This window comes from Myxococcus hansupus (assembly GCF_000280925.3).
Lineage (GTDB): Bacteria > Myxococcota > Myxococcia > Myxococcales > Myxococcaceae > Myxococcus > Myxococcus hansupus.
This window is the reverse complement of record NZ_CP012109.1, coordinates 7,021,582-7,035,551: the sequence shown is the minus strand read 5'-3', so window position 1 is coordinate 7,035,551 and position 13,970 is coordinate 7,021,582. Positions and strand designations below refer to the sequence as shown.

Sequence of the window (13,970 nt, the reverse complement as noted above, 5' to 3'; positions counted from 1 at the left end):
GCTGACCGCTTCCTGACGCAGCGGCGGGCAGGGGGCCCGGCAGGCGAGCGGGCCTCGTGCCTTCCGAACCCGCTGGACTAAGCTGCCGCCCGCTCCCATGGCCTCCGCTCCCTCCCTCGCGCTGCTCGTGCTCGCCCTGGCGGCGGACGCCCAGGCGCGCCCGGAGGAGGGCGCCACGAAGGCACCCGGCACGGAGGTCTCCGCGCCTCCGCGAAACGCGGCGCCCGACGACGCGTCCTGGGAGGCGTTTCCGGGAACCACCGCGGTGCCTCAATCCCAGGAGGACGCGGCCGCGCTGCCCCGGATGCCAGAGGTCCCTCCGCTGGTGCCCGTCCGCGAGGTCCCCTTGCCCGAGCCCGAGCCGCCCCCCGTCGCTCCTCCGCCGCCGCGCGCGCCCAACCGGGTGAGCCTGCTGGGAGCCCAGACGGTGGGCGCGGGCGGCATGGCGGCTGGGTTGTCCCTGGGCTTTCCGTCCGTGACGGCGCGCGTCGCGTTGGGGCTCGCGCGCCGCGTGGACGCGCTGGTGGGCCTGGACAGTGTGTACGGGCTGATGAACGAGCTTCGCGTCGGCGCGCGGTGGAGGGTGTTGGACGGCGGCGACCGGTGGAGTCTGGGGCTGGTGGTGGAGGGCAGCCACGCCTTCTTCCTGCGGCCCGCGAGCGTGGAGGAGCGGGGCGCGCGTCACGTCAGTGGCCGCCGCAATTGGAACGTGTTGCCTGGCATCGTCGGCAGCTTCCAGTTCGCGGGGGCCCGGGCGCCTCGACTGTTCCTCGACGCGCGCTACCTGCTCGCGCTGGACACCGAGCCCGTCCAGGGCACGCCGCTGGGCGGGCTGCCTCCGGACGTGGTGTTCTCCAGCGCGTTTCCCCTCCGGGTGGGCGCGGAGGTCCCCGTGAGCGAGAAAACGTCCTACGCTGTGACGCTGGGCGGGGACATCCGCACCCGGCCCGGCGAAGCGAACTTCATGCCCGTCGTCTCCTTTGGCGTCGTCACGGGTTTCTAGCGAGGTCTTTCATGCGTGGCAGTGTCATTGGCTCCGGCTCCTTCGGTACCGCCCTGGCGAACGTGCTCGCGGTGAATTGCGAGGAGGTGCGCCTCTGGGGACGGGAGCCGGCCGTCGTGGAGGCCATCAACACCCAGCATGAGAACCCCGCGTACCTGAAGGGCATCCCCATCTCGGAGCGGGTGCGCGCGACGAACAGCCTCCAGGAGGCGCTCGAGGGCTCGGAGCTGGTGGTGCTGGCCACGCCCAGCCACGCCACGCGCGAGGTGGTGGCGAAGGCGCAGGCCTTCCTGCCGCGCCACGTGCCCATCGTCACGGTGTCGAAGGGCATCGAAAACGGCACGCTGCTGACGATGACGGAGCTGCTGGAGGACTGCCTGCCGGAGGAGTTCCATCCGTACCTCGCGGTGCTGTCCGGCCCCAGCTTCGCCAAGGAGCTGGCGCGGCGCATGCCCACGGTGGTGACCATCGCGTCCCACTGGGACAAGGTGGCGGTGCGCTGCCAGAAGGCGCTGCAGACGGAGACGTTCCGCAGCTACACGTCCACGGACGTGGTGGGCGTGCAGTACGGCGGCGCGCTGAAGAATGTCATCGCCATCGCCGCGGGCATGGCGGACGGGCTGGGCATGGGCCACAACGCGCGCGCGGCCATCATCACCCGCGGCCTGGCGGAGATTACGCGCCTGGCGGTGCGCAAGGGCGCCAACCCGCTGACGCTGTCCGGCCTGTCCGGCATGGGCGACCTGGTGCTCACGTGCACCGGCGAGCTGAGCCGCAACCGGCACGTGGGCATGGAGCTGGGCAAGGGCCGCAAGCTGCCGGACATCCTCGCGGACATGAAGGAAGTGGCCGAAGGCGTGAAGACGGCCCGCAGCGCGCACGAGCTGGAGCAGAAGACGGGCGTGGAGCTGCCCATCTGCCACCAGGTGTACCTGATTGCCCACGAGGGCAAGAGCGCCCGCACGGCGGTGGTGGACCTGATGACGCGCCAGCCGAAGTCCGAGCTGTCGGGCGCCTGAGGCGCGTCAGTAGCGGCGGGCGGCGGCTTCCGGCGCCGCGCCGCGCACGCGCCACACGGTGAGGCGCTGGGAGTTGGTGTGGCTCACCACCAGCCCCTCGTTCTGCATCTGCTCCAGCAGCCGGTTCGTCTTGAGCCGGTCCAGCCCCACGGACTTGGCCAGCAAGTCACCGGGCATGCCGCTGATGTTGCGGCGCAGCTCGTTGACGATGGCGCGCTTGAACTCGTTCTTCTGCAGGCCGTCCAGGTCCTGGGTCCGCCAGGCCTGGAGGATGCCCGCGGCGATGAGGACCAGCGTCAGGATGGCGATCGCGGGGTAGATGATGTGGCTGTTCTGCTCCAGCAGCTCGAAGTACTTCGGCGACAAGGAGGACACAGGCTTCGCGTAGTCGTCGGGAGCCTGGGCGAGCAGCAGCGGAAGGGGCGAGAGCGTGGAAATCGACACGGCCCCCCGACTCTACGGGGAGCCGTGCCCGCGCGGCAACCGCTGGAGCTCAGACGGCGCCCATGGCCTCGGTGGCGCCCTCGGCGAACAGCGTGGTGTCCGCCTTGGCCAGCAGCGTCGCCAGGCCCTCGCGCGTCGCGGCGCTGATGGCCACGCCGCCCTGGGTGCGCAGCAGCGCCTCCACCTCGTCGGGTGGCAGCAGGTCCGCCTTGTTCCACACCATGAGGCGCGGCTTCTCCATCAGGTCCAACGAGTCGAGGATGTTCTCCACCGCCTCCACCTGCTCGTCGCGTGCGGGGTCCGCCGCGTCCACCACGTGCAGCAGCAGGCTGGCGTCGTAGAGCTCCTCCAGCGTGGCGCGGAAGGCCGCCACCAGGTCCTTGGGCAGGTCGCGGATGAAGCCCACCGTGTCGGTGATGATGACCTCGCGCTCCTGCGGGAAGCGCAGCCGCCGGCTGGTGGGGTCCAGCGTGGCGAACAGCTTGTTCTCCGCCAGCACCTCGGCGTTGGTAATCGCGTTGAGGAGCGTGGACTTGCCGGCGTTGGTGTAGCCGACAATGGAGATGACGGGCAGCTCGCGCCGGTTGCGCTGGGCCCGGCGCACGCTGCGCTCGCGGCCAATCGCGTCGATGCGCTTCTCCAGATGCGTGATGCGCTCGCGCACGCGGCGGCGGTCGATTTCCAGCTTCGTCTCGCCAGGGCCCCGGCCGCCGATGCCGCCCATGAGCCGGCTGAGCGAGTCGTCGCTCTGCACCAGCCTTGGCAGCCGGTACTTGAGCTGTGCCAGCTCCACCTGCAGCTTGCCTTCGGCGCTCTGCGCGCGCTGCGCGAAGATGTCCAGGATGAGCTGCGAGCGGTCCAGCACCTTGAGGCTGGTGGCCTCGCCAATGTGCCGGCCCTGGGACGGGGTGAGGTCCTTGTCGAAGATGAGCAGGTCCACCATGGCCTGCATGGAGCGCAGGTTGAGGTCCTCCAGCTTGCCTCGGCCAATGAGGTAGCGCGGGTCCGCTTCCCGCTTCACCTGGAGCACCGTGTCGAGGACCTCCACGCCCGCGGTGCGCGCCAGCTCCTTCAGCTCCGCCAGGCTGGACTCGGCCCGGGCGCGGTTGCCGTCCAGGCACACCGCCACGAGGATGGCCTTCTCGCGGCCGCCCACGCGGCGCGACGCCGCCTTGCGGTTGAACTCCTCTTCCAGCGCGCCCAGCGTGTCCAGCAGGTCCGGCTGCTCGACGTGGACGGAGGGCAGCGTCTCCACGTGCCAGAACTCGCCGGTGCCGTTCTCCGGGACGAGGTAGCCGTAGTGCAGGACGCCGGGCAGGCCGTCGTCGCCCACGCCAATGGCCGCCACGCAGTCCAGGCGCAGCAGCGCGAGGTCCGTGAGGTCGTCCTTGGTGAGCGGCTCGCTCTTCAAGTGGGTGTGGATGAGGCGCAGGCCACGGAGACGAATCTGGCCCGCACGGGCGCGGCCGATGTCGGGCAGCTCGAGCTTGTGGGCGTTGCCCACGACGACGTGCTCGATTTCACCCTTCCGGTTGATGAGCACGCCCATCTGCCGGTTCGTCTCACGCGACAGCTCGGTGAGGTGACGGGCAAGCTCGGGCGACACGATTTCGTGCGGGGGGACGCGCCGCCGGAAGGTGTTGCGCAGTCGCTGCTGCTCGCTCGACTTGAGGCCCAGGGTGTTGCCGTAGATTTCCTTCAAACCGTGCTCTCCTGGCGGAGGCAGGGGCCCCCACCGCTTCGTGATGCGACTTTACGACCGCGACCGTGGGGAAAACACGCCGGACGCGCGCGTCTTCCGTTTCTGACCTACGCTGGCGTCCCGTGAGTTCGATTTCCACTGGACGCACCGCCTTGCGCACCGCCCGGCGCGTGGTGGTGAAAATCGGCACCAACGCGCTGACGAACGCCACCGGGCGCTTCAACCGCACCCACTTCGATGCGTTGGGCCAGGATTTGTTGTGGGCCGCGCAGGACCGGGAGCTGGTGGTCGTGTCCAGCGGGGCCATCGCCTTGGGGGTCGAGCGGCTGGGCCTGCCCTCGCGCCCTCGCGACATCCCAGGCAAGCAGGCGTGCGCGGCGGTGGGGCAGAGCCGCCTGATGCAGGCCTACGAAGAGGCCTTCGCCGCGCGGGGGCAGCCGGTGGCCCAGGTGCTGCTCACCCACGAGGACGTGCAGGAGCGCCGTCGGTACCTCAACGTGAAGCACACGCTGGAGCGGCTGCTGACGGCCGGCGTCATCCCCGTCATCAACGAGAATGACACCGTCTCCGTGGACGAGCTGAAGTTCGGCGATAACGACACGCTCGCCGGGCTCGTCGCGGGCGTGGTGGAGGCCGACGCGCTCGTCCTCCTGTCGGACGTGGAGGGGCTCTACACCGGCGACCCGCGGCGCGACGCGGAGGCGGAGCTGCTGTCCACGGTGATGCAGGTGACGCCGGAGGTGCTGGCGCTGGCCACGGGCACCACCAGCGAGGTGGGGACGGGCGGCATGAGCACCAAGGTGCGGGCCGCCGCGCGCGCGTCCGAGTCCGGCATCCGCTGCGTGATTACGTCCGGGGCCGTGCCCGGCCGCCTGCGCGCGGTGCTGGAAGGGGCGGTGGTGGGAACGCTCTTCGAGCCCACGGGCACGCGGCGCAGCGCGAGGGCCGCGTGGATTGCCCATGCGCTGCGCGCGCGGGCACGCTCACGGTGGACGCGGGGGCGCGCGAGGCCATTGTCGGTGGCAAGCGGAGCCTGCTGCCCAGTGGGGTGCGGCACGTCGACGGGGACTTTGGCCGGGGAGACCCGGTGGACCTGGCGGACGCGCACGGCGCCGTGTTCGCGCGGGGGCTGTCCGCCTACGACGCCAACGAGCTGCGGCGCATCGCCGGGCGGCACACCGCGGACATCGAAGCGGTGCTGGGCTACCGCTACCTGGACGAGGCGGTGCACCGCGACGACTTGGCGGTGCTGTAGCCGCCTCGGGCGCGGCCTAGATGGAGGACGTGGACACGGCCTTGCCGCTGCCCTCGGTGAGCTGCATCAGCGCGCGGAACTCCGGCGAGTCCACCCGCATCAGCAGCAGGGAGACTTCCAGCTCCCCCGGGACGCGGCCCAACTGGAGCTTGCGCTCCTGGCCGTGCAGCAGCGCCAGCTCGGAGTGGCCCTTGGCCTCGGGCAGTTGCAGGTCGAGCTGGAGGAGGAAGGACTGGCCCTCCGCCCGGGGCGTCAGGACGAGCCGGTAGTCGGGGCCCGGCGCGCCAGGACGGCGGCGCTCGGCGCGAAGGGTGCGGCCCGTCTCGCCCAGCAGCTTGGGCTGAGCGACCAGGCGGCCGTCGCGGCGGACCTCCACGGCGAAATAGAGGGGCTCGGCGCGCACGGGGGCGGGCGCCGCCATGGCCGTGACACCCACGAGCATCGCCAGCCCGGCCACCACGTTACGGACGAGGGAGATGCTGTTCATCGTGAGGTCCCTTCCACTTCCACCGAATGTCACAGGAATAACCCAGATCATGCCCGGAGTGCGAGCCCCCCGTGGGGTCCGTTCCGACCGGACTGGCGACAACCGCACGCACAGGTGAATACCTGCTTGCCCGTTCAGTTAGGGCCAGATATCTGGCCGGACGCGGACGGACGGCCCGTCTGTTTTACACCCGTACGTCCACTTCTTGACCCCCCCGGGTCCGCCCGGCATCGTCGCCGCCCTTTCCAATGGACCGCACCGAACGCATCCTCGACCTCGTAGCCCTCCTGCTTGACGCGCGCGAACCCATTTCGTGGGCGGAGCTTCGAGAGCACTTCCCTGGTGATTACGGCGGTTCGGATGACGCCGCCGAACGGAAGTTCGAGCGCGACAAGGCGGAGCTCGTGGAGCTCGGCTTCCCGCTCACGTACGTCCAGGGAGACGACGAGCGGCGCGACGGCTACATCGTCGACCGGGACGCCTACTACCTTCCGGAGGCCGACCTCTCGAAGGAGGAGCTGGCCGTGCTCTACGCCGCCGGCTCCGCGGCGCTGGCCTCCGGCGCGTTTCCCGGACGGGATGACCTGGCCCACGCGCTGCGCAAAATCGGCTTCTTCGCGGGCGAGTCGCTCCCCACGCCGCGCGTGCGCATGGAGCTGGGCTCCGTGCACGAGGGACAGGAGAAGGAAGTCTCCGCGCGCCTGGAGCAGCTCTGGGATGCGTGCGCGGCCCGCAAGTGGGTGGACCTGACGTACGCCAGCCCCAAGCAGGCCGGGACGACGCAGCGGCGCGTGGACCCGTATGGCCTGGCCCTGCGCCGTGGCGCCTGGACGCTGGTGGGCTACTGCCACCTGCGCGGCAGCCTGCGCAGCTTCCATGTCCACCGCATTCGCGAATTGAAGGTGAACACCGCGCGTCCGCGGACGCCGGACTTCCAGGTGCCCGCGGACTTCTCGCTGGATTCGCACGTGGCGTACTTCCCGTGGCAGCACCGCTTCCATGAGCAGGTGGAGGTGGTGCTCCACCTGTCGGGCACGCTGGCCTCGCGCGCGGCGGGCCTGTTGCCGGGCGCCACGCTGGAGCCCGTGGAGGCAGGGGCGGTGAAGGCCCGGCTGCCGGTGACGTTCCTGGACGGCCTGCTGCGCTTCTGCCTGGCGCTGGGCCCGGATTGCCGTGTGGAAGGCCCGGAGCGCGCGCAGGCGCGGCTGCGGGAGATGGCGTCTCGCATCGTCGCGCGCCACGAGGATTCGCAGGACAAGGTGAGCGCATGAGCAACGTCCATGAGCGGCTCCGCCGCCTGCTGTTCCTGGTCCCCTACGTGTCCAAGCACCCCGGCGTCACGGTGGACGCGCTCGCGCGCGCCCTCAACGTGAGCCGGGAGGACCTGCTGGACGAGCTGGACCTGCTCACGTGCGTGGGCCGGCCGCCCTTCAATCCGGACGACTACATCGACATCTACGTGGACAATGACCGCGTCTACGTGGACCTGGATCAGCGCCTGTTCGCGCCGCCCCGGCTGACGCCCGGTGAGGCCGCGGCCCTGGCCGCCTCAGCGGAGCTGCTCCGTCCGGCCACGGGGGACGCGTTGCAGAGCGCCCTCCAGAAGCTGGAGCGCGTGCTGCCTCCCGCCACGCGGGAGCGTTACCGGGAGATGTACCGGAAGATTGACGCGTCCACCGAGGCCCCCCAGGCGCTGGGGCCCCTCACGCGCGCCATCATCGAGCGGCTGGAGGTGACGTTCGCCTACGCCAGCCCGGGCCGCTCGCCGGAGCCACGCACGGTGCGACCGTACGAACTGCTCAGCCACCGCGGACAGTGGTACCTGCAGGGTTACTGCCATACCCGTCAGGACGCCCGCCTGTTCCGGCTGGACCGGATGGAGGACATCGCCATCACGGACGTGGCCTTCCAGCCGCCCGCGGACGCCCGGGCGGACGTGCCCAACCCGGCGCGGGGGCTCACCGACGCCTCGGTGCGGGTGCGCTTCTCCCCCGTGGCCGCACCCTACGTGAAGGAGCGCTTCGGGCAGGACGCCCGGCCGCTGGCGGACGGCGGCGTCGAGGTCCTGGTGGCGGGGGACAGCGAGCGCTGGCTGACCCAGTGGGTCCTGTCCTTTGGAGGCGAGGCGGAAGTCGTGGAACCCTCCACCGCGCGTGCGGCCGTTGCCCGAGCGGCGCGGGCCTCTGTAGGATTGTAACCCCCCATGCCTTTCCAGCTGACGATCTCCGAGGGTAGAGAAGCCGGCAAGGAGTTCGTCTTCGACCAGGACTCCGTTCTCATCGGCCGTTCGACGGATTGTGACGTCGCGCTGTTCGATCCGGGTGTGTCCCGGCGCCACTGCCGCATCTTCCTCGATGGCGACGCCTACGCCGTCGAGGACCAGGGCAGCGCCAACGGGTCCCTCATCAACGGCAGTCCGGTGAAGACGCAGGTGCTCGAGGACGGCGACAAGCTGACCCTCGGTCCGGTGACGTTCGTCTTCGCGATGCTGACGGACGAGCCCGCCACGGGCGAAGAGGACATCCCCGCGGGCGCGCAGGAGGGAGAGGGCAGCACCCGCATCGTCTCCCTGGACTCCCTGAAGCGTCAGCGCAACAAGGGCCAGGCCTTGGCCCCCGAGGGCGCGGCCCAGGAGGAGCTGGACGAAATCCGCGAGGGCGCGACCCGCTCCAACCTCCGCGCGCTGCGCCCGGTGTCCCAGGAGAAGAGCGGCTCCCGGCCGGCGGCCATCGAGCGCTCCACTCCGGCGGCGCCGCCCGCCAAGCGGCCCTCCAGCTCTCCGGCTCCGGCCCGGGCCCGTCCGGCGCCCTCGTCGGGGGGCGGCGGGCTCTCCGCGGCCGAGCGCGCCCGCATCCGCCGCGAGTCTCCCGGTGTGGTGTCCAGCGCGAAGCTGTTCTGGGCGGACGCCAGCCAGGGCCTGCGCACCGGCATCATCGGCGGTGGCGTGGCCATGGTGCTCGGGCTCTTCGGCGTCCTCTACTGGCTCGTGCTCAGCGGTGACGACAGCGGGCCGAAGGGCGAGGAGCCCGCGGTGCTCAGCGGCCAGCCCATCCGCGACGTGTTCGGCCTGGGGCCGGGCGTGACGTGGGAGCGCGCCGACATGAAGATCTTCGAGTGGGAGTACACCGCCGCCACGCGCGCGGTGGTCATCCTCCACTACCAGGCGCAGGGCATCTCCAAGGACGAGGTCGTGGTGAGCGTCAACGGCGTGGACGTGGGCAAGGTGCCGCCCGACACGCTGGCCAGCCAGGACCGCGCCATCGAGCTGATGATTCCGGCCCAGCACCTGAAGAAGGGCGAGCCCAACCGCATCATCTTCGACAACGTGAAGAATCCTCCGGGCGAGGACCCCTGGATGATTTGGAACATCTGGGTGGAGCGCGCGCTCCTGCCGGACCTGCTGCCCGAGGAGCTCGTTCGCGAGGCGAACGAGTACTACAAGCGGGGCCGCACGAACTTCGACCGGCCGGACATCGGCGCCCGCAACCGTTACGAGGCGTGGAAGTCCTTCCGCGTGTCGTGGCTGATGCTGGAGGCCCACCCGGAGCCGAAGCCGGACCTCTATTACGAGGCCCAGGAGCGCATGAAGGCGGCGCAGCAGGAGCTGGACCGGACCTGCGCGAAGCTGCTCCTGGAGGTGGAGGGCTACTACAACCAGGGCAACTACCGGCGCGCCTCGTCCACCCTGGACCACGTGAAGGAGTACTTCCCGGAGTTCGACCAGCCGTGCGCCACGCGCGCGGAGAACAAGCGGGCGGAGTACGGCCTCTAGACGCCTCTTGGGGCGGGACTTCACGCGGTTGCCACGTCCGGTGCCAGACATCCGCTGGCACCGGAAGGGGGGCTGCGGAATGCGCCGGGTTGCCGGTGGACGCGGGCATCCTCACCGTTAGGAGGCCATGCGTGACCTGGAGGCGTTGACGGAGCAGTCAGGCGAACGGGACTCGGGCCCGCGTCAGGCCGTTCCCACACCTCCGGGGCCGGTGCCGGAGCACGGGCCGGTGTGGAGCCCGAACGTCTCCGGCCTGCTCCTGTCGCGTTACTACCTGCCCCGGCGTCACGCGGTGTTGCAGGGCAACGCGTGCAAGCTGCTGCGCGACGGCGTGGAGGCCTATCCGGCGATGCTGGAGGCCATCCGCCGGGCGCGGCGCTACGTCCGCCTGGAGACGTACATGTTCGTCTCCGACGCCGTGGGCGAGCTGTTCGGCCAGGCGCTGGCGGAGGCGGCCGAGCGCGGCGTGCACGTGAAGGTGCTGTACGACGCGGTGGGCTCGTGGACGAGCCGCCGGAGCTTCTTCGAGGGCCTGCGCGCGCGGGGCGTGGACATCCGTGCCTTCAAGCCCTTCAGCCTGTCACGCGGGCTGCGGCACCTCCTGCGGCGGGACCACCGGAAAATCCTCGTGGTGGATGGCGAGGTGGCCTTCACCGGCGGGGTGAACATCGCCTCGCACTGGGCGCCCGCGGGCATGGGCGCGGCGTGGCGGGACGACGTGCTGCGCATCGAAGGGCCCGCCGTCCATGAGCTGGAGCGGTGCTTCTCCGCGACGTGGCGGATGATGTTCCAGGGCCGCTTCCACCGGCTGACGAAGCGGCTGGAGCGGCTGCGGCACCGGCCCGTGCGGCGCGGGCAGGTGGGGCTGGCCGTGTTGTCCAGCCGGCGGAGCATCCACCGCTCCTATCTGCACGCCATCCGCCGGGCCCGGCGCAGCGTGCTGGTGGCCGCCGCCTACTTCATCCCGGACCGGCGCATGGTGATGGCGCTGCGCGAGGCGGCCCGCCGCGGCGTGGAGGTCCACCTGCTGCTCAACGCCCGCAGCGACCACCCCATCCTGGAGTTCGTGGCCCGGGCCTTCTACGAGCGCCTGCTGGGCGCCGGCGTCCGCATCTTCGAATGGCAGCGCGGCGTGCTGCACGCCAAGACGGCGGTGGTGGACGGGGTGTGGGGCACCATCGGCTCGTTCAACCTGGAGCGGCTCAGCCTGGCCTTCAACCACGAGGTCAACGCGGTCTTCGCGGACCCAAGGTTGGGGCAGCAACTCGAGGACTCGTTCCGCAGCGACTGCGGCGACTGCCGGGAGGTCACCCTGGCGGAGTTCCGCCGCCGCCCCCTGTGGCAGAAGCTCCTGGAGCGGGTGCTGTATTCGCTTCGCAAAATCATTTGAGCCAGAGGCCGGCGGGCGACCAGCCTGACGCATGGTTCATATGAGTGCTGCTGCACGCGCGGGGCCCGAAGCGTCCGGCCTTGGATGCGCTCGCAGGAACCCTTTGCAACGCGTCAAAGGGGGGCCTAGAAGTTGCCGCATCCCGCGCAAGGAAGGACGGCAACACACATGACCGACAGTTTCGGTACGAAGTCCCAGCTCAAGGTGGGTTCTGCCACCTATGACCTCTTCAGCCTGGGCAAGCTCGCCAAGACCCACCCGGCGGTCAACCGCCTGCCGTTCTCCCTGAAGGTCCTGCTGGAGAACCTGCTGCGTCACGAAGACGGCCGCGTGGTGAAGCGCGAGCACGTGGAGAAGATGCTGGCCTGGGACCCCAAGGCCACCCCGGACGTGGAGATTTCCTTCCACCCGGCCCGCGTGCTGCTCCAGGACTTCACGGGCGTGCCCGCGGTGGTGGACCTGGCGGCCATGCGTGAGGCGCTGGCCTCCATGGGCGGCAACCCGGACAAGATCAACCCGCGCAACCCCGCCGACCTGGTCATCGACCACTCGGTGCAGATTGATTCCTTCGCGACGTCGGCCGCGTTCAAGGAGAACGCCGAGCTGGAGTTCGAGCGCAACCGTGAGCGGTACGCGTTCCTCCGCTGGGGCCAGAGCGCGTTCAAGGGCTTTGGCGTGGTGCCCCCGGACATCGGCATCTGCCACCAGGTCAACCTGGAGTTCCTGGCGCACGTGACGTTCCGCCAGGGCAGCACCGTGTACCCGGACACGCTGGTGGGCACCGACAGCCACACCACGATGATCAACGGCCTGGGCGTGGTGGGCTGGGGCGTGGGCGGCATCGAGGCCGAGGCCGCGCTGCTGGGCCAGCCCATCACCATGCTGATTCCGCAGGTGGTGGGCTTCAAGCTCCACGGCAAGCTCCCCGCGGGCGCCACCGCCACGGACCTGGTGCTCACCGTCACGCAGATGCTTCGCAAGAAGGGCGTGGTCGGCAAGTTCGTGGAGTTCTACGGCAGCGGCCTGAAGAACCTGTCCCTGCCGGACCGCGCCACCATCGCCAACATGGCGCCCGAGTATGGCGCGACCATCGGCTTCTTCCCGGTGGACGAGGAGAGCCTCAACTACCTGCGCTTCACCGGCCGTCCCGACGAGCTGGTCGCCCTCACGGAGGCCTACGCGAAGGAGCAGGGCCTGTGGCTGAAGGCCGACGCCGAGGAGCCCCTCTTCAGCGACACGCTGGAGCTGGACCTGTCCACCGTGGTGCCCAGCCTCGCGGGCCCCAAGCGCCCGCAGGACCGCGTGCCCCTCAAGGACATGAAGGCGGGCTACGAGGCGTCGCTGGTGGAGATGCTGTCCGCCGGCAAGAGCAAGGGTGAGGACGAAGAGGGTGGCAAGGGCAAGGGCGCCGCCGCCGCGGTGCCGCCCGAGCGCCTGGCGCAGGCCGTCACCGTGAAGAACGGCCGCCAGAGCTACCAGTTGGGCCACGGCGCGGTGGTCATCGCGTCGATTACGTCCTGCACCAACACGTCCAACCCGGCGGTGCTGGTGGGCGCGGGCATCCTGGCCAAGAAGGCCGTGGAGCGCGGCCTCAACCCGAAGCCGTGGGTGAAGACGTCCCTGGCCCCCGGCAGCCGCGTGGTCAGCGAGTACCTGGCCGACGCCGGCCTGCTGCCGTACCTGGAGGCCGTGGGCTTCCACATCGTGGGCTACGGCTGCACCACGTGCATCGGCAACTCCGGTCCGCTGACGGAGCCCGTGGCCAACGCCGTCACCGAGGGCGACCTGGTGGTCGCCGCGGTGCTCTCCGGCAACCGGAACTTCGAGGGCCGCATCAACCCGCACGTGCGCATGAACTACCTGGCCAGCCCGCCGCTGGTGGTGGCCTACGCGCTGGCCGGCGAAGTGGGCATGGACCTGGACAACGAGCCGCTGGGGCTGGACCCCAACGGCCGCCCCGTGTTCCTGCGCGACATCTGGCCCACCAACGAGGAGATTCAGGAGGTCATCCGCACCTCCGTGAAGCCGGAGCAGTTCCGCAGCCAGTACGCCAACGCCATGGAGGGCGACGCGCTCTGGCAGCAGCTCCCGGTGAGCAAGGGCTCCACCTTCCAGTGGGACGACGCGTCCACCTACGTGCGCAAGCCGCCCTTCTTCGAGAACCTCCCGAAGGAGCCCAAGCCGACGCAGGACATCCACGGCGCGCAGGTGATGGCGCTGCTGGGTGACTCCGTCACCACGGACCACATCTCGCCCGCGGGCAACATCGCGAAGACGAGCCCGGCGGCCAAGTACCTCATGGCCAACGGCGTGGAGCCCAAGGACTTCAACTCCTACGGCGCGCGCCGCGGCAACCACGAGGTGATGGTGCGCGGCACCTTCGCCAACATCCGCCTGAAGAACCTGCTGGTCCCCGGCGTGGAGGGCGGCGTCACCGTCCACATCCCCACGCGCGAGCGGATGAGCATCTACGACGCCTCCATGAAGTACCAGGCGGAGGGCACGCCGCTGGTGGTGCTGGCGGGCGCCGAGTACGGCACGGGCTCCAGCCGCGACTGGGCGGCCAAGGGCACCATGCTGCTGGGCGTGAAGGCCGTCATCGCCAAGAGCTTCGAGCGCATCCACCGCTCCAACCTGGTGGGCATGGGCGTGCTTCCGCTCCAGTTCGAGGCGGGCCAGGACGCGCAGTCTCTGGGCCTCACGGGCCATGAGAAGTTCGATATCACCGGCGTGGCGCAGGACCTGGCGCCGCAGAAGAAGCTCACCGTGAAGGCCACGGGTGAGAACGGCACCAAGGAGTTCACGGTGGTGTGCCGCATCGACACGCCGAACGAGCTCGACTACTACCGCCACGGCGGCATCCTGCAGTACGTGCTCCGCCAGCTCGCCAAGGGCTAG

Annotated in this window: 10 protein-coding genes and 1 pseudogene; 8 read left to right on the top strand and 3 right to left on the bottom strand. The window is 70.2% G+C overall.

Annotated elements, in window-relative coordinates:
- The first annotated feature begins 97 nt into the window (after positions 1-97).
- Positions 98-1,003: a hypothetical protein gene (locus A176_RS27435; protein ID WP_002635397.1), complete on the top strand. Its 906-nt coding sequence runs from the start codon at positions 98-100 to the stop codon at positions 1,001-1,003.
- 11 nt (positions 1,004-1,014) lie between these two features.
- Positions 1,015-2,022, top strand: coding sequence for an NAD(P)H-dependent glycerol-3-phosphate dehydrogenase (locus A176_RS27430; RefSeq protein WP_002635398.1), 1,008 nt, complete (start codon positions 1,015-1,017; stop codon positions 2,020-2,022).
- A 6-nt stretch (positions 2,023-2,028) separates the two neighbouring features.
- Here A176_RS27430 and A176_RS27425 read toward each other — a convergent pair whose 3' ends face one another.
- Both A176_RS27425 and hflX read right to left on the bottom strand, forming a co-directional pair.
- Positions 2,029-2,460 (bottom strand): hypothetical protein, encoded by a 432-nt coding sequence (locus A176_RS27425; RefSeq protein ID WP_044889464.1) that lies wholly within the window; start codon positions 2,458-2,460, stop codon positions 2,029-2,031.
- A gap of 55 nt (positions 2,461-2,515) precedes the next feature.
- Positions 2,516-4,168, bottom strand: a complete 1,653-nt coding sequence (gene hflX, locus A176_RS27420; protein ID WP_002635400.1) for a GTPase HflX — start codon at positions 4,166-4,168, stop codon at positions 2,516-2,518.
- Positions 4,169-4,290: 122 nt separating this feature from the next.
- Here hflX and proB point away from each other — a divergent pair.
- Positions 4,291-5,423, top strand: a pseudogene (gene proB, locus A176_RS27415) (glutamate 5-kinase).
- Between the two features lie 16 nt (positions 5,424-5,439).
- Here the strand turns inward: proB and A176_RS27410 are convergent.
- A complete protein-coding gene (locus A176_RS27410; RefSeq protein WP_002635403.1) occupies positions 5,440-5,910 on the bottom strand; it encodes a hypothetical protein in 471 nt (156 codons plus the stop codon).
- Between the two features lie 248 nt (positions 5,911-6,158).
- Here A176_RS27410 and A176_RS27405 point away from each other — a divergent pair, with 248 nt between their 5' ends.
- From A176_RS27405 to acnA, 5 genes are all read left to right on the top strand, one after another.
- Complete coding sequence (locus A176_RS27405) at positions 6,159-7,181, top strand: helix-turn-helix transcriptional regulator (RefSeq protein WP_002635404.1); 1,023 nt, start codon at positions 6,159-6,161, stop codon at positions 7,179-7,181.
- Complete coding sequence (locus tag A176_RS27400; protein WP_002635405.1) at positions 7,178-8,107, top strand: helix-turn-helix transcriptional regulator; 930 nt, start codon at positions 7,178-7,180, stop codon at positions 8,105-8,107. Before A176_RS27405 ends, A176_RS27400 begins: the two co-directional genes overlap by 4 nt.
- A gap of 6 nt (positions 8,108-8,113) precedes the next feature.
- Positions 8,114-9,682 (top strand): FHA domain-containing protein, encoded by a 1,569-nt coding sequence (locus A176_RS27395; protein ID WP_002635406.1) that lies wholly within the window; start codon positions 8,114-8,116, stop codon positions 9,680-9,682.
- Between the two features lie 127 nt (positions 9,683-9,809).
- Positions 9,810-11,072 carry a phospholipase D-like domain-containing protein gene (locus tag A176_RS27390; RefSeq protein ID WP_002635407.1) on the top strand — a complete coding sequence of 421 codons (1,263 nt, stop codon included), beginning with the start codon at positions 9,810-9,812 and terminating at the stop codon, positions 11,070-11,072.
- A gap of 168 nt (positions 11,073-11,240) precedes the next feature.
- Positions 11,241-13,970, top strand: coding sequence for an aconitate hydratase AcnA (acnA, locus tag A176_RS27385; protein ID WP_002635409.1), 2,730 nt, complete (start codon positions 11,241-11,243; stop codon positions 13,968-13,970).